The 24850-nt window shown below is 66.6% G+C and carries 23 protein-coding genes and 1 tRNA gene; 12 read left to right on the top strand and 12 right to left on the bottom strand.

The features are described from left to right. Positions 1–177: 177 nt before the first annotated feature. On the bottom strand, positions 178–801 hold the full coding sequence (locus A0J57_RS13060) for an aminotransferase class IV (protein WP_061936490.1): 624 nt from the start codon (positions 799–801) through the stop codon (positions 178–180). Between the two features lie 45 nt (positions 802–846). Further along, positions 847–2022, bottom strand: a complete 1176-nt coding sequence (gene pabB, locus A0J57_RS13055; RefSeq protein WP_048577251.1) for an aminodeoxychorismate synthase component I — start codon at positions 2020–2022, stop codon at positions 847–849. A gap of 93 nt (positions 2023–2115) precedes the next feature. On the opposite strand from pabB, the gene A0J57_RS13050 reads away from it, so the two are divergent. Beyond that, positions 2116–2499 carry a DUF983 domain-containing protein gene (locus tag A0J57_RS13050; RefSeq protein ID WP_044663034.1) on the top strand — a complete coding sequence of 128 codons (384 nt, stop codon included), beginning with the start codon at positions 2116–2118 and terminating at the stop codon, positions 2497–2499. Between the two features lie 37 nt (positions 2500–2536). Here A0J57_RS13050 and A0J57_RS13045 read toward each other — a convergent pair whose 3' ends face one another. Further along, positions 2537–2974 carry a thioesterase family protein gene (locus A0J57_RS13045; RefSeq protein ID WP_025552022.1) on the bottom strand — a complete coding sequence of 146 codons (438 nt, stop codon included), beginning with the start codon at positions 2972–2974 and terminating at the stop codon, positions 2537–2539. A 215-nt stretch (positions 2975–3189) separates the two neighbouring features. Here A0J57_RS13045 and A0J57_RS13040 point away from each other — a divergent pair, with 215 nt between their 5' ends. Together A0J57_RS13040 and A0J57_RS13035 are read left to right on the top strand one after the other, a co-directional pair. Beyond that, positions 3190–4428: a YceI family protein gene (locus tag A0J57_RS13040; RefSeq protein WP_061936487.1), complete on the top strand. Its 1239-nt coding sequence runs from the start codon at positions 3190–3192 to the stop codon at positions 4426–4428. A gap of 42 nt (positions 4429–4470) precedes the next feature. Beyond that, the gene (locus tag A0J57_RS13035; RefSeq protein WP_061936539.1) at positions 4471–5568 is read left to right on the top strand and encodes an AI-2E family transporter; all 1098 of its coding nucleotides are present in this window, start codon (positions 4471–4473) and stop codon (positions 5566–5568) included. A 95-nt stretch (positions 5569–5663) separates the two neighbouring features. Here A0J57_RS13035 and A0J57_RS13030 read toward each other — a convergent pair whose 3' ends face one another. The 3 genes from A0J57_RS13030 to A0J57_RS13020 all read right to left on the bottom strand — a co-directional run bounded on the left by A0J57_RS13030 (position 5664) and on the right by A0J57_RS13020 (position 10578). Beyond that, complete coding sequence (locus A0J57_RS13030; RefSeq protein WP_061936484.1) at positions 5664–7544, bottom strand: ABC-F family ATP-binding cassette domain-containing protein; 1881 nt, start codon at positions 7542–7544, stop codon at positions 5664–5666. Positions 7545–8066: 522 nt separating this feature from the next. Continuing rightward, a complete protein-coding gene (bglX, locus tag A0J57_RS13025; RefSeq protein WP_061936482.1) occupies positions 8067–10358 on the bottom strand; it encodes a beta-glucosidase BglX in 2292 nt (763 codons plus the stop codon). 133 nt (positions 10359–10491) lie between these two features. Next, positions 10492–10578, bottom strand: a tRNA-Tyr gene (locus A0J57_RS13020). A gap of 104 nt (positions 10579–10682) precedes the next feature. Here A0J57_RS13020 and rlmB point away from each other — a divergent pair. Together rlmB and A0J57_RS13010 are read left to right on the top strand one after the other, a co-directional pair. Next, positions 10683–11423 (top strand): 23S rRNA (guanosine(2251)-2'-O)-methyltransferase RlmB, encoded by a 741-nt coding sequence (gene rlmB / locus A0J57_RS13015; RefSeq protein WP_061936478.1) that lies wholly within the window; start codon positions 10683–10685, stop codon positions 11421–11423. Positions 11424–11456: 33 nt separating this feature from the next. Then, a complete protein-coding gene (locus A0J57_RS13010) occupies positions 11457–12206 on the top strand; it encodes a hypothetical protein (RefSeq protein ID WP_061936475.1) in 750 nt (249 codons plus the stop codon). A gap of 73 nt (positions 12207–12279) precedes the next feature. On the opposite strand, the gene ubiB is transcribed toward A0J57_RS13010, so the two are convergent. Then, entirely contained in the window at positions 12280–13821 is a 1542-nt protein-coding gene (gene ubiB / locus A0J57_RS13005) for a 2-polyprenylphenol 6-hydroxylase (RefSeq protein WP_044661614.1), read from the bottom strand. Between the two features lie 49 nt (positions 13822–13870). Next, entirely contained in the window at positions 13871–14602 is a 732-nt protein-coding gene (locus A0J57_RS13000) for a class I SAM-dependent methyltransferase (RefSeq protein WP_025551633.1), read from the bottom strand. A gap of 125 nt (positions 14603–14727) precedes the next feature. Here A0J57_RS13000 and mutM point away from each other — a divergent pair, with 125 nt between their 5' ends. The 6 genes from mutM to A0J57_RS12975 all read left to right on the top strand — a co-directional run bounded on the left by mutM (position 14728) and on the right by A0J57_RS12975 (position 19411). Next, complete coding sequence (gene mutM / locus A0J57_RS12995) at positions 14728–15540, top strand: bifunctional DNA-formamidopyrimidine glycosylase/DNA-(apurinic or apyrimidinic site) lyase (protein WP_044661615.1); 813 nt, start codon at positions 14728–14730, stop codon at positions 15538–15540. A gap of 119 nt (positions 15541–15659) precedes the next feature. Further along, the gene (rpsT, locus tag A0J57_RS12990) at positions 15660–15923 is read left to right on the top strand and encodes a 30S ribosomal protein S20 (RefSeq protein WP_007687699.1); all 264 of its coding nucleotides are present in this window, start codon (positions 15660–15662) and stop codon (positions 15921–15923) included. Between the two features lie 442 nt (positions 15924–16365). Beyond that, positions 16366–17781, top strand: coding sequence for a chromosomal replication initiator protein DnaA (gene dnaA / locus A0J57_RS12985; RefSeq protein ID WP_025551638.1), 1416 nt, complete (start codon positions 16366–16368; stop codon positions 17779–17781). A 176-nt stretch (positions 17782–17957) separates the two neighbouring features. Then, complete coding sequence (locus A0J57_RS12980; protein WP_044661616.1) at positions 17958–18566, top strand: peptidylprolyl isomerase; 609 nt, start codon at positions 17958–17960, stop codon at positions 18564–18566. Positions 18567–18842: 276 nt separating this feature from the next. Next, positions 18843–19019 carry a hypothetical protein gene (locus tag A0J57_RS26615; protein ID WP_165363329.1) on the top strand — a complete coding sequence of 59 codons (177 nt, stop codon included), beginning with the start codon at positions 18843–18845 and terminating at the stop codon, positions 19017–19019. Positions 19020–19057: 38 nt separating this feature from the next. Next, on the top strand, positions 19058–19411 hold the full coding sequence (locus tag A0J57_RS12975) for a hypothetical protein (protein ID WP_048577015.1): 354 nt from the start codon (positions 19058–19060) through the stop codon (positions 19409–19411). A gap of 151 nt (positions 19412–19562) precedes the next feature. On the opposite strand, the gene A0J57_RS12970 is transcribed toward A0J57_RS12975, so the two are convergent. Together A0J57_RS12970 and A0J57_RS12965 are read right to left on the bottom strand one after the other, a co-directional pair. Further along, positions 19563–20570, bottom strand: a complete 1008-nt coding sequence (locus A0J57_RS12970) for an LD-carboxypeptidase (protein ID WP_061936536.1) — start codon at positions 20568–20570, stop codon at positions 19563–19565. A 20-nt stretch (positions 20571–20590) separates the two neighbouring features. Further along, a complete protein-coding gene (locus A0J57_RS12965; protein WP_061936472.1) occupies positions 20591–21034 on the bottom strand; it encodes a cupin domain-containing protein in 444 nt (147 codons plus the stop codon). A 181-nt stretch (positions 21035–21215) separates the two neighbouring features. Here A0J57_RS12965 and dapE point away from each other — a divergent pair, with 181 nt between their 5' ends. After that, the gene (gene dapE, locus A0J57_RS12960; protein ID WP_025552008.1) at positions 21216–22358 is read left to right on the top strand and encodes a succinyl-diaminopimelate desuccinylase; all 1143 of its coding nucleotides are present in this window, start codon (positions 21216–21218) and stop codon (positions 22356–22358) included. A 175-nt stretch (positions 22359–22533) separates the two neighbouring features. Here the strand turns inward: dapE and A0J57_RS12955 are convergent, their stop codons facing one another. Both A0J57_RS12955 and A0J57_RS12950 read right to left on the bottom strand, forming a co-directional pair. Further along, entirely contained in the window at positions 22534–24213 is a 1680-nt protein-coding gene (locus A0J57_RS12955; RefSeq protein WP_044661619.1) for a bifunctional diguanylate cyclase/phosphodiesterase, read from the bottom strand. 95 nt (positions 24214–24308) lie between these two features. Then, positions 24309–24842 (bottom strand): Smr/MutS family protein, encoded by a 534-nt coding sequence (locus A0J57_RS12950; RefSeq protein WP_048577018.1) that lies wholly within the window; start codon positions 24840–24842, stop codon positions 24309–24311. Between the last annotated feature and the right edge of the window lie 8 nt (positions 24843–24850).

Genomic DNA, 24850 nt, shown 5'->3' with positions numbered 1-24850 from the left:
TAACGGCAGATTATAGGGCCGGGAGGGAGGAAGATCTGCAATTCATTGCGTGCGGAAAAGGGTTGCCCGTGCCCCTATAGCGCGCTGCGTTCAATCGGACGCAGGGCGCGCGCTCCAAGCTTTTGTTGTCGCATCCTTTCAAGCGCAAAGCCGGTTCCCACTTTTGCGCACGATGCTCTAGCGCACCAGCGACGCCGCCACCATGCCGCGCGCCGCATTGCCGATGAAGAAGCCGTTTTCCAGGTCGCGGGGGCGCAGGTCGGCCTCCACTGCCTCCCCCATGTCGAGCAGGCTGCGGCGCAGCACGCCGGGCAGCAGGCCGCGCGACAAAGGCGGGGTCAGCAGCTTGTCGCCGCGTTCGACGAAGATGGAGGAGAAGCTGCCCTCCGTCAGGAAGCCCTGTTCGTCCGTCATCACCACTTCATAGGTGCCGCCGCGCCGCAGGGCGTCACGGTAGAGCGAACGGTCGGTCGTCTTGTGCGCCAGCCGCGCATCGGCGGCGGGGGCGTTGCGGGTGACGAGCGCGACCTGCATGATCGCCTGCGGCCAGGTGCGGTGCTCGCGCACTTCGATGGCGATGGAGCCCCGGCGCGACACCAGCAGGCGAAGGCGGCTGCGCTCCCGCAGGCGGAAGGTCGCGGCCTGAAGCTCATTGCGCACATTATGGCGGTCGAAGGCGAAATCGAGCGCCTCCGCGCTGGTCTTCAACCGCTCCAGATGCAGTTCGAGCAATCTGATGCCCTCGACCGGATCGAAGGCCATGGTTTCGAGCAGATCGAACCGTCCGTCAGCCAATGCCATGGAAAACTGCAAACCCCTTATGCCGATCGATGATGGCGCGATGAATCAGGCCGGTGCGAGGAAGCGCCCCTTGGCCAGACATTCCGCCCATTCGGAAGCGACATCCGAATCCGCGACGATGCCCGATCCCAGACCCAGGCGTCCTTCCCTGCTGCCTTCTTCGACGCAAATGGTGCGGATGGCAACATTGAACGCGGCATCGCCCGACGGATCGATCCAGCCCATGGAGCCGGTATAGACGCCGCGCGGAAAGGGCTCGACCGCGTCGATGATCTCCATGGCGCGGACCTTGGGCGCGCCGGTGATCGACCCGCAGGGGAAAAGGACGCGCAGCACGTCGACGGGCGACAGGCCGGGCAACAGCCGGGCCCGGACGGTCGACACCATCTGGTGGACGGTCGGATAGGTTTCGACTTTGAACAGGTCGGGCACAGTGACGGTGCCGGCGCGGGAGACGCGCGACAGATCGTTGCGCAGCAGGTCGACGATCATCAGATTTTCCGCCCGCTGCTTGGCATCCCGCTCCAGCCATTGGGCCAGTTCCGCGTCGCTGGCGAGATCGGGATCGCGGGGGGCGGTGCCCTTCATCGGGCGCGCGGTCAACTGGCCCCGGACATGGGTGAAGAACAGCTCCGGCGAAAAGGAGAGGATCGAATGTTCCCCGGTGCGCAGCACGCCGCCATAGCCCGCCTGCTGGCGCGGACGGATGGCGGCATAGAGCGCCATGAGATCGCCCATGAAATGCGCGGCGCAGGGGAAGGTCAGATTGACCTGATAGATGTCGCCGGCGCGGATATAGTCCTGGACCTGGGCGAAGGCGGCGCGATAGGCGGCCTCGTCGATCAGCGGCTGGAGGCGATCGACCCTGGCACCCGCCGGGTCCGGCAACAGGCCGGTCATGGCGGCGGGATCGATCAGGCGCACCCCTTCGAACAGGCCGAACCAGAGCAGCGGCGTCTTCGGCCTGTCCTGCCGATGCCGTTCCGCCAGCGGGTGAAGGCGGTCCTCCAGCGCCAGCCCGGCTTCATAGGCGATGAAGCCTGCTGCGTGCAGCCCGGCTTCTGCCGCTTCGGACAGCCGGTCGAGCGCTGGCTGCACCTCCGCCAGCCGATGGGCGGCGATGACCGATACCGGATCGCGATAGAGGCGCGCCGGGGCGGGAGCCCGGGCACGGGCGTCGTCGAACAGGACGAAGGCTTCGGTCGGTCCCGGAAGGCGCATGGCCGCCCTCTTAACAGGCTTTGCGCGGCGCGGAAGCTCTAACAGGGCGCGGGCATGTTGCACGGGGCGCGCATTGGCCATAGGGGGGAGGGCATGAACAAGGGATTGCCCCAGGATGATGCGGCGCGGCCGCTGCGGCCGGCGCTGGCGCTGGCGCTCAGGGGCCGTTGTCCCGCCTGCGGCGAAGGCCGGATGTTCGCCCGCTTCCTGAAGCCCAGTCCCGCCTGCCGCCATTGCGGACAGGCCTGGGACGCATCGCGGGCGGACGATTTCCCGGCCTATATCGTCATATTGCTGCTGGGGCACCTGCTCGTGCCGCTGATGATAGAGGTGAACGCGGCGCTGGATATTCCGCTGGGGGTGCAGGCGGCGCTATGGCCGGGTCTTGCGATCCTGCTTGCGCTGGCGATGATCCAGCCCGCCAAGGCGGCGGTCATCGCCTTCCAGTGGAGCCGCCGCATGGACGGCTTCCGCTAGAGCGGGTCATGATCGGTTGAAAATCGATGCGATCCCATCAGTCCGGACGGATGATGAAGTTGCGTTCCATCGCCTCCCGCAGACTCTCGTCGATGGTGCGGCGCCCTTCCGAACCATGGGTTACGACGGTGGTGTCGGCGGTGGCGACGCATATGCCCTTCTGAAAGCCCGCCGAACTGATCGTCCAGCTCGTGCGCCCGATATGGCCGATCGCGCAATGCACCTCGAACGGATAGGGAAAGTGGGATTCCTCGACGAAATTGAGGTTCACGTTCGCGACCAGCCAGCGCACCCCCTGTTCCTGCGGATGGCGGCCCAGATGATGGTGGAAGCGGATGCGGGCCGTTTCGAATATGCCGGAGATCGCCACATTGTTGATGTGGCCCATCGTGTCGATGTCCTGGAAGCGGGTGTCGATGCTGGTGACGAAACGATAAGCTTCCGGGCGGAGGCGCCAGGATTCGGGTTTGGCCATGTCCTGCTTGTCCTATGTCCTGTTTTCCTATGCTCTTAGCCCTTGGCGGCGGGGATGCAATCATCGGGTCGAAATTGATCGGACTGCGACCTTTATGACACAGGCGCGAAGCTTATCGTTCTGCTGAGGTAACGGATCGTTTCCGGGCGCGGCGGTGGACTTCCGCGCAGGTGCAGCATAGCTTCCGGGCCGGATTGTCGCGCATGGGGGTTTCGATGCAACGCTATAGTCGGCTGGCCATTTTCCTGCACTGGGCGATCGCCGCCCTGCTTGCCTTCCAGATCGCGGTGGGATGGGCGCTCGAGGATCTTGGCGCGCGCGGCTTCGAGCTGTTCCAGTGGCATAAGTCGATCGGCATCTCGATCCTGCTGCTGACCTTCGCCCGCATCGCCATACGCTATTGGAAGCCGCGTCCCGCGCCGGTCGAGCGCGGCTGGCAGGGCGCGCTGGCCAAGGCGGTGCATGCGGGCCTCTATCTGTTCATGCTGGGCGCGCCGCTCACCGGATGGGCTTTGGTGTCGACCGCGAAGGTGAAGGTGCCGACCTTGATCTTCGGCATCGTCCCCCTGCCTCATCTGCCCCTGCCCATGAGCGCGCATGAGCTGGCCGAGGGCGGACACGCCCTGATCGCGTGGATCGGCATCGCGCTGTTCGTCCTGCACGTCGCGGGTGCGCTGCGGCATCATGTGCTGATGGGCGATGGGTTGCTGTGGCGGATGATGCCGGCGCGTTCACCGCTGTTGCTGGCAGCCTTGCCCGCGCTGATCGCGGTGGGGTTCGTCCTTGGGCGCGCCGTCCTGCCAGCGCCCGCAGCGAAGGCGGTGGCCGCGCCGGTTCTGCCGGCGGCGGCCGAGGAGGAAGAGGAAATGCCCGCCAATGCCGCTGAGCCGGCCGCCAATGCCGTCAATGCCGCGGCCCCGGCCGAAGCCGGCAATGCGGCGGTCGCGGAAGAACCGGTGGGACCGCCGCCCGCCTGGACGGTGCAGCCCGGCGGGACCATCGGCTTTTCCGTCGGGAACAGCGGCGAGACGATCAGCGGCCGCTTCTCCAAATGGAGGGCGAAGATCGTCATGGACCCGGATCATCCGGACAGCGCGGACATCCGCGTGGAGATCGACCTGGCGAGCGCCAGCGTCGGGGACAGCTATAAGGACGGCATGCTGGCCGGGGACGAATTCTTCGGCGTGGCGGCGCATCCCAAGGCCGTCTTCACCGCAAGGGGCGCGGAGAAGACGGGGACGAACGTCTATCGCGCTTCGGGCACACTGAACCTCAAGGGGGTAAGCAAGCCGCAGAGCATCCGCTTCACCCTTTCCGGCACCGGCAAGGCGCGGAAGGTCTCAGGATCGGCCACCATCGCGCGCGCGTCCTTCGGCGTCGGCAATGGCGAGAGCAGCGCGGGACTGGACCCCAAGGTGTCGGTCAGCTTCGGGTTCAGTGCGCAGGCGGAATAAGCAGGCATGGATTTGGCGCCGCACTTCTGCCAAAGCGGCGTCATGGACAGGAGCACGGAAAAGCCAAGCGCGCGCATAGAGGACGGGGTCTTCCTGGGCTTCGTCCTCATCGTCTCGGTCGCCTTCGCGCTGGTGGTCGAGCCCTTTTTCGCCGCCATATTGTGGGGCGTGATCGCCGCCATCCTGTTCGCGCCGGTCAACCAGGGGCTGATCGGCATGATGCCCCGGCACCGGAACAGCGCGGCGGCGCTGACGCTGTTGCTGATCGTCGCGCTGGTGATCGTGCCGGCGATCATCCTGGCCATGGCGCTGGTGCAGGAAGCGACCCTCTTCTACGCCAAGGTGCAAAGCGGCGAGATCAACTACGCGCGGATGTTCGCGCAGTTCCAGGCGAGCCTGCCTGGCTGGGCCGCGGCCTTTCTCGACCGGCTGGGCATAACCAACTTCGCCGCCGTGCGCGAAATGCTGAGCGCCGGCGTCGCGTCGAGCTTCCGCACGGTTGCGACGCAGGCGTTGCAGATCGGGCAGAGCGCGTTCAGCTTCCTGATGGCGCTGGGCGTGATGCTGTACCTTACCTTCTTCCTGCTGCGCGACGGGCCGAAGCTGGCGGCGATGGTGGACAGGGCCGCGCCGATGCGGACCGCCCATCGCCGGGCCCTGATCAATCAGTTCGTCGTCGTCACGCGTGCGACGATCAAGGGCAGCATCGTCGTCGCCATCGTCCAGGGGCTGATCGGCGGCGTGGTGTTCTGGGCGCTGGGCTTGCCGGGTGCGCTGCTCTGGGGCGTGCTGATGGGGGCGTTCTCGCTGATTCCGGCGGTCGGAACCGGGCTGATCTGGGTGCCGGTCGCCATTTATCTGTTCGTCACCGGGGCGGTGGTGAAGGGGCTGATCCTCGCCTTTTGCGGCATGTTCGTGATCGGGATGGTGGACAATATCCTGCGACCGATACTGGTCGGGCGGGACACGCGGATTCCCGACTATGTGGTGCTGATCACCACGCTGGGCGGGATCGACCTGTTCGGGTTCAACGGCATCGTCATCGGGCCGGTGATCGCGGCGCTGTTCATCGCGACCTGGAACATCGTGACGAAGATGCGGACGGGGGCGGATGGGCTGGAGGGGCCTTTGACGGAATGATCAGGCGCTTCTCTTCAAGAAAGTGAAGGGCTTCGACATTTGAACGGGACAGGTGGCTCGTGAAAACGGCCCGAACGGAGCCTGGTTTCCGCGATCTATAACTCCTCCAGCGCGGCGCTGGCCTCCATCCAGCTTTCTTCCGCCGCTTCCAGTTTCCTTTCCAGGTCGGCGCGTTTCACCATCAGTTCGGTCATGGTCATCTTCGCCTCCGCGCCGGTCGCGCTTTTGGGGTCGAACAGCGCCTGGTCGATGCGGCTGCGTTCGGCGGCCAGCGCGGCCATTTCCTTTTCCGCCTTGCTGACGGCGTTCTTCGCCGCCTTCTGCCGTTCGCGCCATTGCGCGGCGTTGCGCTTTTCCGCCTTGCGGTCGGTCTTCGGGGCATCGCCCCCCGAACCCCCATTGCCGCCATTGCCGTCAGCCTTGCGCAGGATGATGTCGGTATAATCCTCCAGGCTGCCGTCGAAGGGCTGGGCCGTGCCGTTGTCGACCAGCACCAGCCGGTCGGCGACCAGTTCGATCATGTGGCGGTCGTGGCTGACGATGACCACCGCGCCCGAATAGTCGTTCAGCGCCTGCACCAGCGCTTCGCGGCTGTCGACGTCGAGATGGTTGGTCGGTTCGTCGAGGATCAGCAGATGCGGCGCGTCGCGGGTGATGAGGGCGAGGGCCAGCCGCGCCCTTTCCCCGCCCGACATGCTGCCGACCTTCTGCGTGGCGCGCTCGCCGGAGAAGCCGAAGCGGCCCAGCTGGGCGCGGACGGCGGCGGGGGTCGCGCCTTTCATCACCCGGCTCATATGTTCGAGCGGCGTGTCGCCGACGTCCAGTTCCTCCACCTGATACTGGGTGAAATAGCCGACATTCATCCTGGCCGAGGCGTTCATCGCGCCTTCCATCGGCTTTAACTGCGCGGCGATCAGGCGGGCGAGCGTGGTCTTGCCATTGCCGTTGCGGCCCAGCAGCGCCAGCCGGTCGTCGGGGTCGATGCGCAGATTGACGCGGCGCAGGACGGGCGTGTCGTTGTAACCGACCGCCGCCATGTCCATGGTGATGAGCGGCGGGCGCAGTTCGGGCGGGCTGGGGAAGCCGAAATGCAGCGTCGGGTCCTCGATGGCCGCGGCGATGGGCTGCATCTTCGCCAATGCCTTCGCACGGGACTGGGCCTGTTTCGCGGTCGAGGCGCGGGCGGAATTGCGGGCGACATAGTCCTGCAACTTCTCGCGTTCGGCCTGTTGTTTCGCGCGGGCGGCCTCCTGCTGCGCGAGGCGTTCTGCGCGCTGGCGTTCGAAGGCGTCGTAGCCGCCGGGATAGAGGGTGATCTTCCCGCCCTCCAGATGCAGGATATAGTCGACCACATTGTTGAGCAGGTCGCGTTCATGGCTGATGACGACCACGGTGCCGCGATAGGCCTTGAGGAAATTTTCCAGCCAGAGCGTCGCTTCGAGGTCGAGATGGTTCGACGGTTCGTCGAGCAGCAGCAGGTCGGGGTTGGAGAAAAGCAGCGAGGCGAGGGCGACGCGCATCTTCCAGCCGCCCGAATAGCTGTCGAGCGGGCGGCCCTGCATTTCCTCGTCGAAGCCGAGGCCGACGAGGATGCGGGCGGCGCGGGCCGGCGCGGTATAGGCGTCGATCGCGTTCAGCCGTTCGTAGATATGGCCGAGGCGGTCGGGGTCTTGCGTATGTTCCGCCTCCGCCATCAGTTCGGCGCGTTCCCTGTCGGCGGCGAGGACGGTGTCGAAGGGGGTGGCCGTGCCCGAGGGCGCTTCCTGCGCGATATAGCCGAGGCGCGTGTCGCGGGGCATGTCGCAACTGCCCTCGTCCGGGTCGATCTGGCCGATCATCACCTTCATCAGGGTCGACTTGCCCGCGCCGTTGCGGCCGATGAGGCCGACGCGGCTGCGCGGCGGCAGGGAAGCGCTGGCGCGGTCGAGAATAGTGCGGCCGCCGAGGCGCACGGTGATGCCGTTCAGGTTGAGCATGGAGGGGGCCTCTAGCAGAGGTGCATGGGGTGGTGAAGGCGTTGAGGCGGAGTTTTGCAGACTGCCTCATGCCTGCGAAGTTCACGGCGTTGTGGCCCACGCATTTGCGTGGGTGCGGAGTGGTGGCGTCGATTTCGCAATAGGAGAATTTTTGCGGAATGGGTGTGCAGAGGGCGCCCGCTTAGGGCGGGTGGAATGGGTTGACGGTGGGAAAGAGCCGGTGGGGTTATGGCATGGTCGGGGCCGTGTAGGACAGGGGTTTGGGCGGTGGGGGAGTCCATGTCCTTTGGGAGGCGTCAAGGGGAACGGGCAGGAGATGGGTCCCCGCCTTCGCGGGGATGACGGGAGTGAGGTGGGGATGACGGGAGTGAGGTGGGGATGACGGGAGTGAGGAGGGGATGACGGGAGTGAGGTGGGGATGACGGGAGTGAGATGGGGATAACGGGAGAGAGATGGGGATGACGAAATGGGGAAAGAGGTGACGGGATCGGGATGGACGCGATCCGGGGTGGGGATGATGTTTTATTGGGGGAAAGCGGGCGTGGTTTCCGCCGCATAAAGCGTGAACTGGCTGTGGAGGCCGCCATTGGATGATTGCCCCAGCCAGAGGTCGAACAGGCCCGGTTCGGCGATGATCCTGCTGCCCGCGCCGACAAATTGCAGGTCGGTGCGGGACAGGGAGAAGCGCACCGTCCTGCTCTCGCCCGGGTCGAGGGTGACGCGCTGGATGCGTTTCAACTCGCGGATCGGGCGGGTACGGCTGGCGACGCGGTCGCGGATATAAAGTTGGACGACTTCGCTGCCTTTGCGGGTGCCCTTGTTGGTGAGGCGGGCGGTGATTTCGATGGCGCGGTCCCAGCGCAGCGCCGTGTCGGACAGTTTCAACCCTTCCAGCGTGAAATCGCTGTAGCTGAGACCGTGGCCGAAGGGATAGCGCGCGCTGTTGTCGGTGGTGGCGTAGCGGGAGCGATATTCGGTGCGGTTGTCGATCACCGGGCGGCCGGTCGACTTGCGGTCGTAGAAGAAGGGTTCCTGCCCCGATTCCCAGGGGAAGCTGACCGGCAGCTTGGCGGACGGGTTCTCCTTGCCGAACAGGATGTCGGCAATGGCATGGCCGGATTCGGAGCCGAGGAACCAGGTCGCGAGGATCGCCTGCGCATTCGCCACCCCGTCATGCAGCGCCAGGGCGCGGCCGTGGCGGAGAAGGACGATGACGGGCTTTCCGGTCGCGGCGACGGCATCGGCCAGCGCCTGCTGCACGACGGGGATTTCGATGGCGGTGCGGGACTGCGCCTCGCCCGACATGTCCTGCGATTCGCCCAGCGCCAGGATGACGATGTCCGCCGCCTTCGCCGTTTCCACCGCTTTGGCGACGCCCCCGTCGATGGGCGTCAATATGCCGCTGCCCGGCGCGACCAGCAATCTGGCCGGGTCCGGCATGGCGGCGCGCAGGCCGGTGGCGATGTCGACGCCCTTGCCCTTGTCGCCGTAAAAGGCCCAGGGGCCGTAGACATTCTCCCTGTCCTCGCCGAACGGGCCGATGAGCGCGATGGTCTGCGCCCGGGCGGGATCGAGCGGCAGGACGCCATCATTCTGGAGCAGCACGATGGAACGTGCCGCCGCCTCCCGCGCCAAGGCGCGATGGGCGGGGGTGGAGATGCGGGTCTTTTCCGCTTCCTCGTCCAGCGAGCGCCAGGGATTGTCGAACAGGCCGATGGCGGTCTTGACGTAAAGGATGCGCCGGACGGCGACGTCGACCGTTTCCATCGGCACCGCGCCGCTTTTCACCAGATCGGGGATGTGGCGGATGTAAAGGCCGCTCTGCATCGACATGTCGACCCCGGCCAATATGGCGAGGCGGGTGGCGTCGCGCTCATCCTCGGCATAGCCGTGGGCGATCAGTTCCTCGTCCGCCGTATAGTCGGAAAAGACGAAGCCGCGGAACTTCATTTCGCCGCGCAGCGTGTCGGTGAGCAGGTCGCGGTCGGCGGTGGCGGGCACGCCGTTGATCTCGCTGAACGCCGCCATGGTGGTGAGCGCCCCCGCCGCGAAGGCGGCGCCGAAGGGCGGCAGATGGGTTTCGCGCAGCGTTTCGTCGCTGATGTCGACGCTGCCATATTCGAGGCCCCCGGCGACGGCGCCATAGGCGGCGAAATGCTTGGGGCAGGCGAGCAGGGAATCGTCGCGGCGCAGGTCGCGCCCCTGAAAGCCGCGGACGCGGGCGGCGGCGAAGAGGCCGCCCAGAGCGACATCCTCCCCGGCTCCCTCGACCACCCGGCCCCAGCGCTGGTCGCGGGCGACGTCGACCATGGGGGCAAAGGTCAGGTGCAGGCCGGCCGCCGTCGCCTCCACCGCCATGGCGCGCGCCGTGCGTTCCGCCAGCGACGGATCGAAACTGGCGGATTCGGCCAGGGTCACGGGGAAGATCGTCTTCAGGCCGTGGATGACATCGCCCGCGAACAGCAGCGGAATGCCGAGGCGGCTTTGCCTCAGCGCGATCTCCTGCGCGCGGCGCGCGCCCGCGACGCCGATGCCGTTGAACAGGCAGCCGACCCGGCCCTTGCGGATTTCGTCGGCAAGCTGCCTTTCATTCTGGATGCCAACCTGCGGATTGGGGGGATTATAGGGGCGGAAACTGTCGGCCAGGCAGGTCATCTGCCCTGCCTTCTCCTCTATGGTCATGCGCGCGATCAGATCGTCCACGCGCTCCACCTCCGTCGCGGCAAGGGCGCGGCGGGGCAGGGGAAGGGTCAGGAAGCCGGCAAGGGCGGCGGTCAGGATGGCGCGGCGGGTCGCGGGAGGAACTGGGGTCATCAAGGGGAGCGTAACAGATTCCGGATGAACCGCACTTATCCCGTCAATGCGCGCAGGAAAGCAAGCTGTGGAGAGATGGGATGAGCCCTGAAGCGGATCAATTCGGCCCGGCGGCGGCGCCCGCGGCCAGCGATGGTGGACAGGGCTGGATTCGAACCAGCGTACGGGAAACCCGGGCAGATTTACAGTCTGCTGCCTTTAACCACTCGGCCACCTGTCCAGTCGCCTAACCGGCGTCGGAGGGTGCCCCGACCGGCTGGAGGGCGCTCCAATGGCGAAAGGAGACTTGCCTGTCAATGGCCCAATGTGAAAAGAGCGCTTCCCATGAAAAGAGGAAATCGCACCGGAAAGGCCAAAGGGACCTTTCCCCGCTTCTATGGACGGCATGCCGTCATCGCCGCGCTCGCCAATCCGGACCGGGTGGTGCGCAAGATATGGGGGACGAGGGAGGCGCTGAACGCGCTCGACCTGCCGCCCGTCTTGCCCATCGTCTATGCCGACGGCGCCGATCTGGGCCGCATGGTGCCGTCGGATGCGCCGCATCAGGGGATCGTGGCGGAGGTGGAGCCGCTGGACGATGTCTGGCTGGGCGACGTGCTGGAGGCGGGGCGGGACGATAACAGGCCCGTGCTGGTGCTGGACCAGGTGACGGACCCGCATAATGTCGGCGCGATCCTGCGGTCCGCCGCGGCGTTCGACGCGCTGTGCATCGTGACGCAGGACCGCCATGCGCCGCCCGAATCGGGGGTGCTGGCGCGCGCCGCGTCGGGCGCGCTGGAGATCGTGCCCTGGGTGCGGGTCGTGAACCTTGCCCGGGCGCTGGATGAGATCGCGGAAGCCGGTTACTGGCGCATCGGGCTGGACGGCGAGGCGGAGCAGACGCTGGGGGAGGCCATCGGCACGTCCCGCGTCGCGCTGGTGCTGGGGGCCGAGGGCGAAGGGCTGCGCCACAACAGCATGGCGCATTGCGACATTTTGGCTAAACTGCCGATCAGCCCGCGCATGGAGAGCCTGAACGTCTCCAATGCGGCGGCGATCGCCCTCTACGCGGCTGCCAGCCGGTAGCGGCCGGGGCCACGGACGACAGGGGGTTCGATCGTGACGGTCTTTCTGCGCTCGGCCGCCGTGCTGGCGGCCAGTCTGCTGCTCTCCGCCTGCCTGGTGACGCCGGGCAGGTTCGATTCCACGCTCGACATCCGCGCCGACCGGAGCTTCAGCTTTACCTATAAGGGCGAGATACTGGCATCGGACATGGGCAAGGGCCTGGGTTCGATGCCGGGCAATGACGATCCGATCGACGGCGCGACGCCCAGGGACCAGCAGAGCAGCCTGCGCACGGCGCTCCGGTCCGGGACGCAGGGCAAGGCCGAGGAGCGTTTCGACGTCAAGGACGACAAGGGCGACGAGCAGCAGATGCAGGCGATCGCGGCGGCGCTGTCGAAGGAGAAGGGCTTTCGGTCGGCCCGCTACATGGGCAATCGCCGGTTCGAGATCGACTATGCGATCAGCGGCCGGCTGACCCACGCCTTCCTTTTTCCCTTCAACAGCGACGCGCAGATCGTGCTGCCCTTCGTGGCGGTGGAACTGCGTGGGGAAGACCGGGCGCGGGTGAAGGCGCCGGGCTATTCCAACGGCTATGACAAGAGCCAGAACCCGATGGGCGGCAATGGCGGCGACGATGCCGCCAAGGCGCTGGACGGCACCTTCACCCTCACCACCGATGCGGAGATCGTCAGCCAGAACCAGGAAGACGGCGCGCAGGACGTGGCGCAGGGGAAACGGATCGTCTGGAAGATCACGCCGCTGACCGGCGAGGCGCCGGCGGCCACGCTGAAGTTCAGGCCCTAGGCTGAGGACGCATTACTGGCGGGTTCGCGTCGAGGCCGTGCCCGACGGCGGGCTCGCAACCAGCAACCGGCCGTCACCAAAAGGTCGTAGCCGCCGCCATCGCGCCCGCGCCGGCCATCCCCGCCAGCAAGGCCACGAGCATATAGCGCCAGCCGCTGCCCACCCGGATCAGCCTGACCTCCGTCAGGGGCGGCGGAGGGGGGGCGCCGCCCTTTTCCGGAAAGGCTTCCTCGATCCGCTTCACAAGGCCCGGCAGGCGCTGCAAGATCCGGACATTCTCGATCAGCGCGTCGGCGGCCTTCGCCTCCGGCCCCAGTTCGGCGCGCAGCCATTCCTTCACATAGGGGCCGCTCGTCTCCCACAGGTTGATGTCGGGGTCGAGCGCGGTCGCGACGCCCTCCACCATCACCATCGTCTTCTGGAGCAGCAGCAGGTGCGGCTGGGTCTGCATGTCGAAATCGCGGGTGATGGCGAACAGGCCGTCCAGCATGCCGCCGACCGACAGTTCGCGCACCGGCTTGCCCCGCATCGGTTCGCCCACGGCTCTGAGCGCGGTGGCGAATTCCTCTACATTGTGATGGCCCGGCACATATTGCGCCTCGAAGTGAATTTCCGCCACGCGGCGGTAATTGCCGGTGATGAGGCCGTAGAGGATTTCCGCCAGCCACATGCGCGCGCGCCGGTCGATGCGGCCCATGATGCCGAAGTCGATCGCGACGATGTCGCCATTGGCGGTGACGAACAGGTTCCCCTGATGCATGTCGGCATGGAAGAAGCCTTCGGCGATCGCCTGGCGCAGGAAGGCGTTGACCAGCCTTGCCGCGATTTCCTTCACATCATGGCCGGCGGCGATCAGCGCGTCCCGGTCGGAGATCTTGACCCCGTCGATCCACTCCATCGTCATGACCTTGCCGGTCGTGCGGTCCCAGTCGATGGCGGGCACGCGATAGCCGGGCATGGCCTCCATCGCCTCGCCCAGTTCCGAAGCCGAGGCCGCCTCCCGCCGCAGGTCGAGTTCGCGCGCGGTCCAGCGCTTCATGTTGGCGATGACGAGGCGGGGGCGGAGGCGGGCCACTTCGCCGCCCAGCATCTCGACATGGGCGGCGGCCCATTCATAGGTCTGGATGTCGCGGTTGAACTGGTCGATGACGCCGGGGCGGATCACCTTCACCGCGACATCGCGCCCGTCCGTCGTCACCGCGCGGTGCACCTGCGCGATGGAGGCGGCGCCCACCGGCACCTCGTCGAAGCGGCTGTAGAGCGTTTCCAGCGGCCGCCCGAAGCTCTGCTCCATCTGCGCGCGGATGGTGGCGAACGGCACGGGGGGCAGGGCGTCCTGCAGGCGCAGCAGGTCGTTCGCCGCATCCTCCCCCACCAGGTCGGGACGCGTCGCCAGCGTCTGGCCCAGCTTGATCGCCGCCGGGCCGATGGACTGGAAGGCGTCGGCATAGCGCGGCTGCCGGGGCACCCGCGCGCCCAGCCGCGCCACCCGCACCAGCCGCCGCACCGGCGTCGGCGTCAGCGGATCGCGCTCGATCCCGGTCAGCGCGCCATGCCGCGCCAGGGTGCGGCCCCATTTCAGCAGCCGCCAGATATGCGTGAGGTGGGAAGGCATCGCTATTTATGCCCTTCCCCTGCGGGAGAAGGACGTGACGGGCGCCCCATCAGATTTTCCACCCGCTATGGATCGCCACCAGCCCGCCCAGGATCGGTTCCACCTTCGTCTGCACGAAGCCGGCGTCGCGGATCATCCGCTCGAACGCCGGCATGGGGGGGAAGCGGCGGATCGATTCGATCAGATAGCGATAGCTGTCCTCATCGTCGGCCAGCAGCTTGCCGAGCCTGGGCACCAGCCGGTGCGAATAGACGTCATAGACGTCGGAAAAGCCCGGCCATGTCGTGGTGGAAAATTCCAGGCAGAAGAAGCGCCCGCCGAACTTCAGCACCCGATGCGCCTCGCGCAGCGCCCTGTCGACATGGGTCACGTTGCGGATGCCGAAGGCGATCGTATAGGCGTCGAACGCCCGGTCCGCGAAGCTCAGCTCCTCGGCATTCTGCTCCGACCAGATGAGGCCTTCCAGCCCCTTCTTCCTCGCCCGATCGACGCCCACGGCCAGCATTTCAGGATTGATGTCGGAAACCGTCACCCGCGCGCCATGGCGATGCATGCGGAAGGCGATGTCCCCGGTGCCGCCCGCCATGTCCAGGATAAGCTCGTCCCGGCGCGGCTTCACCCGGCTGACGAACTGGTCCTTCCAGAGCCGATGCGCGCCGCCCGACATGGCGTCGTTCATCAGATCATATTTGGACGCCACATTGGAGAAGACGGCGCGGACCATCCCCTGTTTTTCGGCGGCTTCGACATCGCGATAGCCAAAGGAAGCGGTTTCACTCATGGGCGCACGCTCTAGAGCATTTTTCCGGGGAGAGGAAACCTCCGAGATCGGGTAAAATGTCCATGGCGCGCCCCATGCGGCAAGAGGCCTGTTGCCGGGCGGTCCGGGGCGCTCCATAGAGGGCCATGCCCGAACTTCCCGAAGTCGAAACCACCGTCGCGGGCCTGCGATCGGTCCTGCAGGGCTCGCTCCTGACGCGGGTCGAGCCGCGCCGCGCCGACCTGCGCTTTCCGATACCCGTCGACCTGCGCCAGCGGCTGACCGGCGCCACCGTCACCGGCCTGTCGCGCCGCGCCAAATACGGCCTGATCGACACCGACCGCGGCGACACGCTGATCTTCCACCTCGGCATGTCGGGCCGCTGGCGAATCGATCCGGCGGAGATCGGGCCGCATGACCATCTGTTGATCGGGACCGGGGGAGGGCGGCTTCTGTCGCTCAACGACCCGCGCCGCTTCGGCTCGCTCGACCTGGTCCGCAGCGAGGCGTGGGAGGCCCATAATCCCTTCACCCGCATGGGACCCGAGCCGCTGGGGCCGGATTTCACGGCCGATGCGCTGGCCGCCGCGCTGAAGGGCAAGGCGACGTCGATCAAGGCCGCGCTGCTCGACCAGCGCATCGTTGCCGGGCTGGGCAATATCTATGTCTGCGAGGCGCTCCACATGGCCGGCATCGCCCCGACGCGCGAAGCGGGCCGGATCGGCCGCGCCCGCCTCGCCCTGCTGGTCGACGCGATTCGGGAGGTGCTGACCGCCGCCATCGCCGCGGGCGGATCGACGCTGCGCGACTATGCCCGGCCCGACGGCGAACTGGGTTATTTCTCCAAGCAATGGCGGGTCTATGGCCGCGAGGGGGAAGCCTGCCATTGCGGCACGCCCGTCAGGCGCCGCGTGGATGGGGGCAGATCGACCTTTTTCTGCCCGAAATGCCAGAAATAGCGGGGCGCTCAGCGGTTGACGCAACCCCTGTTCCCCTGTAAGGGGCGCACCTTCACGAGAGCCGGTTGGGGATTCCGACGGGCTCCTTCACGAGATTTGACGAGAACCGAGGACAGTAAATGGCCAATACGCCGCAAGCCAAGAAGCGCATCCGCCGCAACGCCCGCCGCGCCGAGATCAACGGCGCCCGCATCAGCCGGATTCGCACCCTGGTGAAGAAGGTCGAAACCGCCCTCGCCGCCGGCGACAAGGCTGCCGCGACCACGGCGCTTCAGTCGGTCCAGCCGGAACTCGCCCGCGGCGTCGCTCGCGGCGTGCTGCACAAGAACACCGCGGCCCGCAAGTTCGGCCGCCTGACGAAGCGCGTCAGCGCGCTCGGCTAAGACCCAGCCACTTTCCAGCTCGTCGGTCAGAACAGGCCCGCCCCGCAGTCGATGCGGGGCGGGCTTTTTCATGTTTCATTCACCAAAAGGTCATTTTGGAGGAAGCCCCGATTTCCGGCGATTCTCCTTCGATTCGAGAGGGGGGAGGGTCCGGAGGCGCGAATAATATATTGAAATTGCTGGGTAATTTTTCAAACCGGCCTTTTCTGCGGGGTTTGCCGAGTCAACGGCTTTATTTCACATTTTTGACTGGCAGCGCCCTTGATCCGGCGAAGCAGGCCTGTCTATTTTGATCCTCCGGCCGCCACTCGAATCGAATTTCCGGCGGTCATCAGATGGTTGGTTGATGCACGAGATTCGGGAAGGCGGGGCTTTTCCGGAACGGGTCTCTGCGTCGCATCGCCCCTGCCTATGGGGTGCAGTTGATGGGGGTCGACTGTTTATGAAGGATATTACGGCAGTGATTGGAAGTTTGAGCGGTCTCGACACGCAGCAGAATGCGCGCCTGGAGACTGCCTGGGCGACCATTCGCGCCGGGCTGCGCCGCGACATTGGCGCGCGCATGTTCGACCAGTGGCTGAAGGCCGCGCAACTGGGCGATTATTGCCCCGAATCGCAGACGCTGGACCTGTTGTTCGCTTCCGACTTCACCGCCAATTTCGTGTCGGGCCAGTTCGGCGATCGGCTGCGCATGGCATGGCGCTGCGCCGGCGCCGGCGTGCGCGAGGTGCGCCTGCGCCGCGCCCCCAATGCGGTGGGCCCCCGGGTTCTGGAACTGCCGCCGGCCGAGGCCCTTGCCGTGAACGACGGCGGGGTGGCGGACGATCAGGCCCCCGCATCCAATTTCCAGCCGCGCCACAGCTTCGACCAGTTTGTGACCGGCGAGACCAATCATCTCGCCTTCTCCGCCGCGCAGGCCATGGCGGGCAGGAGCCAGCCGCGGTTCAGCCCGCTTTTCATCCATGGCGGCACCGGGCAGGGCAAGACCCATCTGCTCCATGCCATCGCGCAGGGCTTCTCCGCGCATTCGCCCTCGGCCCCTGTGCTCTACATGTCGGCCGAGCGGTTCATGATGGAATTCGTGAACGCGATGCGGGCGAACGAAACGATGATGTTCAAGGCGCGGCTGCGCGCGGCGCGGCTGCTGCTGATCGACGACATCCAGTTCATCGCCGGCAAGGGTTCGACGCAGGAAGAGTTTCTTCACACGATCAACGACCTGATCGATTCGGGCGCCCGCATCGTCGTGACCGCCGACCGTGCGCCGCAGATGCTGGACGCGATCGATGCGCGCATCCTCTCGCGCCTCGCCGGCGGGCTGGTGGCCGACATCCGTCCCGCCGGGCTCGACCTGCGCCTCGCGATCCTGGAGGCCAAGCGCGCCATTGCGGGCGACCCGCCGGTTCCGGACGCGGTGGTCGATTTCCTGGCGCGGTCGATCCGTTCCAATGTGCGCGAGTTGGAAGGCGCCTTCAACAAGCTGATCGCCTATGGCCAGCTCACCGGCCGATCGATCGACCTGGAGTTCGCGCAGGCGATGCTGGCGGACGCGGTGCGGGCCAATGCCCGCCGCATCACCGTCGACGAGATCCAGAAGGCCTGTGCCGCGCATTACAAGATCGACGCGGCGGAAATGCGTTCCAAGCGCCGGGCGAGGGCGGTCGCCCGTCCGCGCCAGGTGGCGATGTATCTGGCCAAGAAGATGACGCCGCGTTCTTTGCCCGAGATCGGCCGTATCTTCGGCGGGCGCGACCATAGCACCGTGATCCACGCGGTGCGCACGATCGAGGAATTGCGGCAGAGCAATCCGGACATAGACGCGGACATCCGCGCCCTGCAGCGCCAGTTGGAAGGCTGACAGGCGGGCGGCTTTGGATTAGAGCCAATCGACATTCAGATGATGGCGAGCCGAAAATGGTGTTTTTCCGTGACCCGGAGCGCAGCGTACTCAAGGTACGTGAGCACTGGAAGCACGGAAAAGCGTCATTTGCAGGCCGTCAGGGCTGAATGTCGATTGGCTCTAGGCTTCGCGCCATGATCCGACAACTCGCCCTGTTCCTGGCCGCCCTCTTCTCCCTTGCTCCCGCCCTTGCCCAGAGCCCTGCTGCTGCGCCGCCGCCTGCCGATGTGCGGGTTGCGCTCGACACCGGCGCGGGCCGCATCCTGATCGCGGTGCATGTGGCGCAGGCGCCGGCGACGGCGGCGAATTTCCTGCGCTATGTCGATCAGAAGCGGCTGGACGGCGCCAGCTTCTACCGCGGCGTCGGTTCGGCCGACTATGGCTTCGTGCAGGGCGGGGCGCAGAACGATCCCAAGCGCATCCTGCCGCCGGTCAAGCATGAGCCGACCAGCCAGACCGGCCTTACCCATGATGATGGCGCGCTCTCCATGGCCCGCTATGCGCCCGGCAGCGCGACCGGGGATTTCTTCATCGTGCTGGGCAAGATGCCCGGCATGGACGCGCATCCCGAAGCGGCGGGCGACAATCAGGGCTTCGCCGTCTTCGCCCATGTGATCGAGGGAATGGATGTCGTAAAGACGATCCTCGCCGCCCCCAAATCCCCCACGGCCGGCGAGGGCGTGATGAAGGGGCAGATGCTGGAGCAGCCGGTAACGATCCTGACGGCGCGCCGTCTTCCCTGACGCTGACCTTGGCCCTGACGCTGGCCCTGAGAGCGGATGATGGAGGGCGGAAGGCGAATGATGGGGGCATGGCTTGTTCGGGACGAGTCCTGTCCCTGTTGGAAAATCGCGCCGCCTGAGCCGGGCTCCTGCTCTTGCGGCAGCGCGGCTGGCCCGATGCCGCTGCATTGTTAACCATATTCGCCGGGCCGCCTCCAATGAGGGATGCCCTGTGCGGTCGGCTCTATGCCTTGCCGCTTTCCCCTTTAAGATTCAGCTTTTTGCGGAGAGCAAGCCATGCAGGTCGACAGCAACGACACCCTGTCCGAACGGGCGGAGCTTCACTTCCTCGCGGCGCTGGTCGATGAACTGATGCGCAAGCTGCTTCATTCCGGCGTGCTCAGCCAGGCCCAGCTCAACGAGATCGAGCAGCAGGTCTCCCATCGCGTCGGGCACAGCCCCCGCGCCTGGTAGGTCTGTTCTGCCGAGGCCGCTTGCGATAGCATCGTGGGATGCGCGTCCTCACGGCACTCCTCCCCCTTGCGGCCTTCCTGGCCGGACCGGCCTGGGCGCAAGCCTCCGACCGGGCGGGGCATTATTATCTGCGCGGCGTGATGGAGACGGGGTCCGAACTGATGCTCCATCCGGACGGCCGCTTCCAATGGTATCTGGTCTATGGCGCGCTGGACCTGTTCGCGGAGGGGCGGTGGGCCGAGAGGGACGGGGCCGTCATCCTCACTGCCGAAAGGACGAAGGACGTGCCCGAACCCGGCTTCCGAACGCTTGTCCTGAAAGTCGAGGACCGGTCGCTCGTCCCGCCCGATGGCCGCGGCGCCTATGTCAGGCCCGCCGACGACAGGGACTGACCCCGACTGCATGTCGGCCGTTCTTCAGGGGGCGCTGCGTTGAAGCGGGCGCCGGTCGCGCGCTCCGGGTTCCTGCCCTCGCATGCTTTCAGGCGGAAACCGGTTCCCGCCCTTCGCCGGGGTCGGGACAGGCCTTTCTGCACGATGCTCCCTAGCGGACCGCCGGTTCCAGCAGGCGGATCGTTCCCGCGTCGGCGTCGATTTCCGCCCGGCAGCCCACCGGCAGGCTGAACTGGCTGGCGACATGCCCGAACAGCGCGCCCTGGAAAGCGGGGACGCCAAGGGGCGCCAGATGCTGCCGCAACACCTCCGCCAGGGTGAACCCGCCATAGGAGGCGCCGCTGGGGCCGCAATCGGTGCATTGCCCGAACACCACGCCCGCCACCCTGCCCAGAAGGCCGGCCAGCGCCAATTGGGTCAGCATCCGGTCGATCCGATAGGGCTGCTCGCTCACATCCTCGATGAACAGGATCGCGCCGTCGAAATCCGGCAGCCACGGGGTTCCCATCAGCGTCGAAAGCACGGTCAGGTTTCCGCCCAGCAGCCGCCCGCTGGCCTTTCCGCCCCGGAAGGTCAGGATGCGCCCGCTGCGCTGCACCAGCCGGTCCTCATGCCCGTCCGGATTGGTCATCAGCGGCGTTGCTCCATCGAAGGCGACGGCGCGGAAGGCATCCCAGGAAAAGCGCGGCCAACTGCTGGCCGCATTGGGCCCGTGGATGGTGACGAAGCCAGCCCGCGCCGCGAAGGCGAGATGCAGCGCGGTGATGTCGGAAAAGCCGATCAGCAGCTTGGGATTGGCCCTGATCTTCGCGAAGTCCAGATAGGGCAGGATGCGCGCGCAGCCCCATCCGCCCCGGGTGGCGAAGACGGCGCGCACCTGCTGATCGGCGAACATGGCGTTGACGTCGGCTGCGCGGTCGGCATCCGTCCCGGCCAGATAGCCGTAGCGTTCGACCAGATGCCGGGCGGGCCTGGGCACCAGCCCCATGGCGACGATCGTTTCCTTGACCAGATCGAGGTCGAAGCTGTCGTCGGTAAAGCCCGCCGGCTCGATCAGGCCCACGCTGTCGCCGGGGCGCAGCCGGGGCGGCTTCACCACGCCCGCAAGCGGCGCGGCCAAAAGCCCGGGAGCCGCCATCGCAGGGCCCAGCGCGGCCATCAATGCCCGCCGGTCCAGCCTCAAAAACTGCTTCCATTCTTGCGGCGGTAGCTGCCCTCGACCCACTGCATGTCGATGTCGGGATAATGCGCATCGCCCAGCGGAACGCGCCCGACGACCAGGAAGGCGCAATCCTCGCCGCTTTCATTCACCAGATGATGGCCATTGGGATCGCCCTTCGGGAAGGAGGCCATGTCGCCGCCGTGCAGCGCCGTTCGGCTTCCTTCCTCGATCAACATCGCTTCGCCGCTCAGCATGACGAGGAATTCGTCCTCATCCTCATGCCAGTGCCGTTGGGAGGATGCGGCGCCGGGCTTCAGAACCACATGGCTGATGCCGAAATCGGAAAGGCCGGTCGCCGGTCCCAGCCTGCGCACCCATCGCCCCGCCACCGCATCCGCATATTCGGGCGGATAGCCCGTCCGATCGGTCTGTTCGATGGCGGCAAGGTCGATCCTGGGCATGACATATCCTCCTGCCGGGGGCGGCGCCGGCGGTCCCGCCAGCTTCAAAATGCGCGCTGTGCGCCACCGCATTTTGCGAGCCGCGCCTGTTCCAGCCAGCTTCAAAATGCGCGTCGGCCTGCACGCATTTTGCGAGCCGCTGACTGTTTCAGCCAGCTTCAAAATGCTCTAACGCAACCCCATGAACAAGACCAGCGCCGATGCAAACCCGATCGACATAGCCGAGAAGCTGATCGCCTGTCCCTCCGTCACGCCGGCCACGGGGGATGTCTTCGCCGTGCTGGAGGCGATGCTGAAACCGCTGGGCTTTACCGTCGACCGCTTCCTGGCGGGGGAGGCGCCGGACGGCCCGGTGGAAAATCTGCTGGCATGGCGGACGACGGGGCCGGGCAGGCATTTCGCCTTTGCCGGGCATCTGGATGTGGTCCCGCCGGGCAATGGCTGGGCGAGCGATCCCTTCCGGCCGGAGGTGCGCGGCGAGTTGCTCTACGGGCGCGGCGCCGTCGACATGAAGGGCGCCATCGCCGCCTATGTCGCCGCCCTGCACCACCTGCCCGAAGACCTGCCCGGCACGATCAGCCTGATCATCACCGGCGATGAGGAAGGCGCGGCCGTGCATGGCACGCTGGCCCTGATGGAGCGGATGGCCGCCCATGGGCTGCGTCCCGACCTTTGCCTGGTGGGCGAGCCGACCTCCTCGCAGCGGCTGGGCGACGTCATCAAGATCGGCCGGCGCGGATCGGTCAACATGTGGATCCATGTCGACGGCGTGCAGGGCCATGTCGCCTATCCGCACCTGGCCGACAATCCGATCCCGCGCCTGATCCGCATCCTGTCCGCCATCGATGCGCTGGTGCTGGACGAGGGCAATGACTGGTTCCAGGCGAGCAATATCGAGATCACCAATCTGGATGTCGGCAATCCGACGACCAACGTCATCCCCGCCGCGGCGCAGGCGCGCATCTCGATCCGTTTCAACAATGAACATGGCGGCGCGGAACTGGTCGACCGCATCACCGCCATCGCCGCGGCCGAAGGGGGCAGGGTGGAAGCGAAGATCAGCGGCGAACCCTTTCTGACGGAGCCGGGCATGCTGTCGGACATGGTCGCGGGCGCGATCCGGGACGTGACGGGGGTGGAGGCGGACCTGTCGACCACGGGCGGCACGTCCGACGCGCGCTTCCTCTCGCGCCTGTGCCCGGTGGTGGAATTCGGCCTCAACAATGCGACCATGCACAAGCTGGACGAGGCGGTGGCGCTGGCCGACCTGCGCGACCTCACCGAAATCTACCGGCTGGTTACGGCGAAGGCGCTGGCGAGCTAGGGCATCGTGCGCAAAAGTGGGAACCGGTTTTGGGCTTAAAAGGATGCGCCAACAAAAGCTTGGAGCGTTGCGCGGAACGGCCTGTCCCGGTCCTGTCGAAGGGCAGGAACCCGGTCATGACGGAAGGGAATGAAATCCCGCCCCATGAGGAGCGGGATGCGCATGGCCATCCGCTTCAGACGGAGCGATGCCGGACCAGCGGCGCTGGCGCGGCGAAGCGGGCGAGATAATCCTCCTCCCCCATGGGCCGCGCCAGATGATAGCCCTGGAACAGCGTGCAGCCGATCACGCGCAGCATTTCCATCTGCGCCTCTGTCTCCACCCCCTCGACCACCACTTCCATGCCCAGTCCCTGGATCAGCCCGACGACGGCGCTGCAGATCGTGCGCGCTTCAGCCGAAACGGCGATGTCGCGGACGAGCGACCGGTCGATCTTCACCCGGTCGACCGGCAGTTCGCGCAGCCGCGAGAGGTTGGAATAGCCGGTCCCGAAATCGTCGATGGCGATGCGCACGCCGTCGCGCCGCAGGGCGCGGATCTGGTCCAGCGTCCGCGACTTCATCTCCATCGCGAGCGATTCCGTGATCTCCAGTTCCAGCATGATCGCCGGGGCCCGATGCGCGTCTATCGCATGGCGCAGGCGCATGAAGAAGTCGGCCTGCCCCAGTTCGCGGGAGGAGATGTTGATCGCGATCCGCTGCCTCACCCCGGCCTGCGCCCAGCGCGCCGCCGTTTCGCACACGCGGCTCATGACCCAGTCGCCCAGCGCCACGATGGCGCCGCTTTCCTCCGCAATCGGCACGAAGGAGCCGGGCATCACCAGATCGCGTTCCGGATGCACCCAGCGGATCAGCGCTTCGGCGCCGATCGCCCGGCCGCTGGAAATTTCGATCTGCGGCTGGAATTCGAGGAGGAACTCGTCCCGTTGCAGGCCCAGCAGCAGGTCGCGCTCCAGCTCCGCGCGGTCGGCGGCTTCCAGCGCCAGTTCGGTGGTGAACATCTCGGCCCGGTTACGGCCCTGATGCTTGGCATGATACATGGCGATGTCCGCCGATCGCAGCAGCGCGGGCAGCGTGTCGCCATGTTCGGGATAGCAGGCGACGCCGATCGACGCGCCCAGGTCGATATGCTGGCTGCCGAGGTCGAAGCGTTCGCGCAGCGCGAACTGGATGGCGCGGGCAATGCGGCCCGCCGTGTCGAGATCGGGCATGCTGGGGACGAACAGGGTGAATTCATCCCCCGCCAGGCGGCCGATCAGGCAATCGCCCGCGCCCGCGCTGGCCTGCGCCATGGCGACTTCGCGCAGGCGGCCGGCAACGCGCGCCAGCAACTGGTCGCCCGCCGCATGGCCCAGCGTGTCGTTCACGCCCTTGAACCCGTCCAGATCGATGAAGAACAGGGCCGCAAGCCCTTCTTCGCTGCGTTCCGCCAGCAGCCGTTCGACCTGCCGGCAGAAGCTGGCGCGGTTGGGAAGGCCGGTCACCTGATCGAACAGCGCCAGCGCCTGCACATGGTCCAGGTTCGTGCGGACCTGGCTGAACAGGCTTTCCATCGCCACGGAAAGGTCGGGCAATTCCCGGCCTATGTCCCGCGGCACGGCGGATTGCAGGTCGCCATGGGCCGCCGCCAGCAGGCGTTCGGTCGCACCGTCGATGGCGCTGGCGGTCGTGGCCACGGTACGGCGGGCGGAGGCCCAGCTGAGCGTGCCGCACAGGATCGCGATGATGAGGGAGCGGCCGATGCCGTCCATGTCGGTCGCCTGCCCCTGCCCAAGGACCAGCGACAGGATGAACACCAGCGCCCCCGCGGCGCAGGCGAAGGCAGTGGCGCGGCTCGTCAATGTCACGCCCTGCATGAGTCTCCCTACCCCCGCCAGTCCGGCGTTGGACTGGATCAGTGGGATATGAAGGACAGTGGTTAAGAAAAGGTCAGTGAATCAGTCCGAAAGGCTTATTTTTTGCGCCGCAGGATGACGTAGAGCGCGCCGTCGCCGCCATGGCGCCGATGCGCGATCCGCACGCTGGCGATGCGGTCGGCATAGCTGCTGGTTTCCAGCCAGTGACCGATCTCGCCGCGGATGGCGCCCCGGCGCGAACCGCCGCTGGCGGAGGGGCTTTTCGGCGGTTTCCCGGTGACCACCAGCAATATTCGCACGTCCCTTGCCCAGGCCGAGGCCAGCGCCTGGTTAAGCTGCGAATGGGCCGCCGACAGGCTGTGGCCGTGCAGGTCTATGGTCATGTCCGGGGTCAGATTTCCGCTACGGATTCGGCGCTCCCAGCCCGAATCCAGAGTGGCTGCGGGGGTGCGCGCCGGGGCCGTCGCGACGGCCTGAACGGACGGAGCCGTTAACCCTGTCCCGTCCTTTGCGGGGGTTGGCGGCGTCGGAAGGGAAGAGATGCGCGCACCCGGCCTCAGCGGCCTTACGGAGCGGGTCAGCGCCGTCCAGAGCGCCTGTTCATCGGAGGTGAGACCGCGTCGGGGCATCGCAGCAT

The organism is Sphingobium sp. 22B, from assembly GCF_001580035.1.
In the GTDB taxonomy this organism is placed as follows: Bacteria; Pseudomonadota; Alphaproteobacteria; order Sphingomonadales; family Sphingomonadaceae; genus Sphingobium; species Sphingobium fuliginis.
The sequence above is the reverse complement of the archived record's forward strand: the minus strand, read 5'-3'. Positions and strand labels throughout refer to the sequence as shown.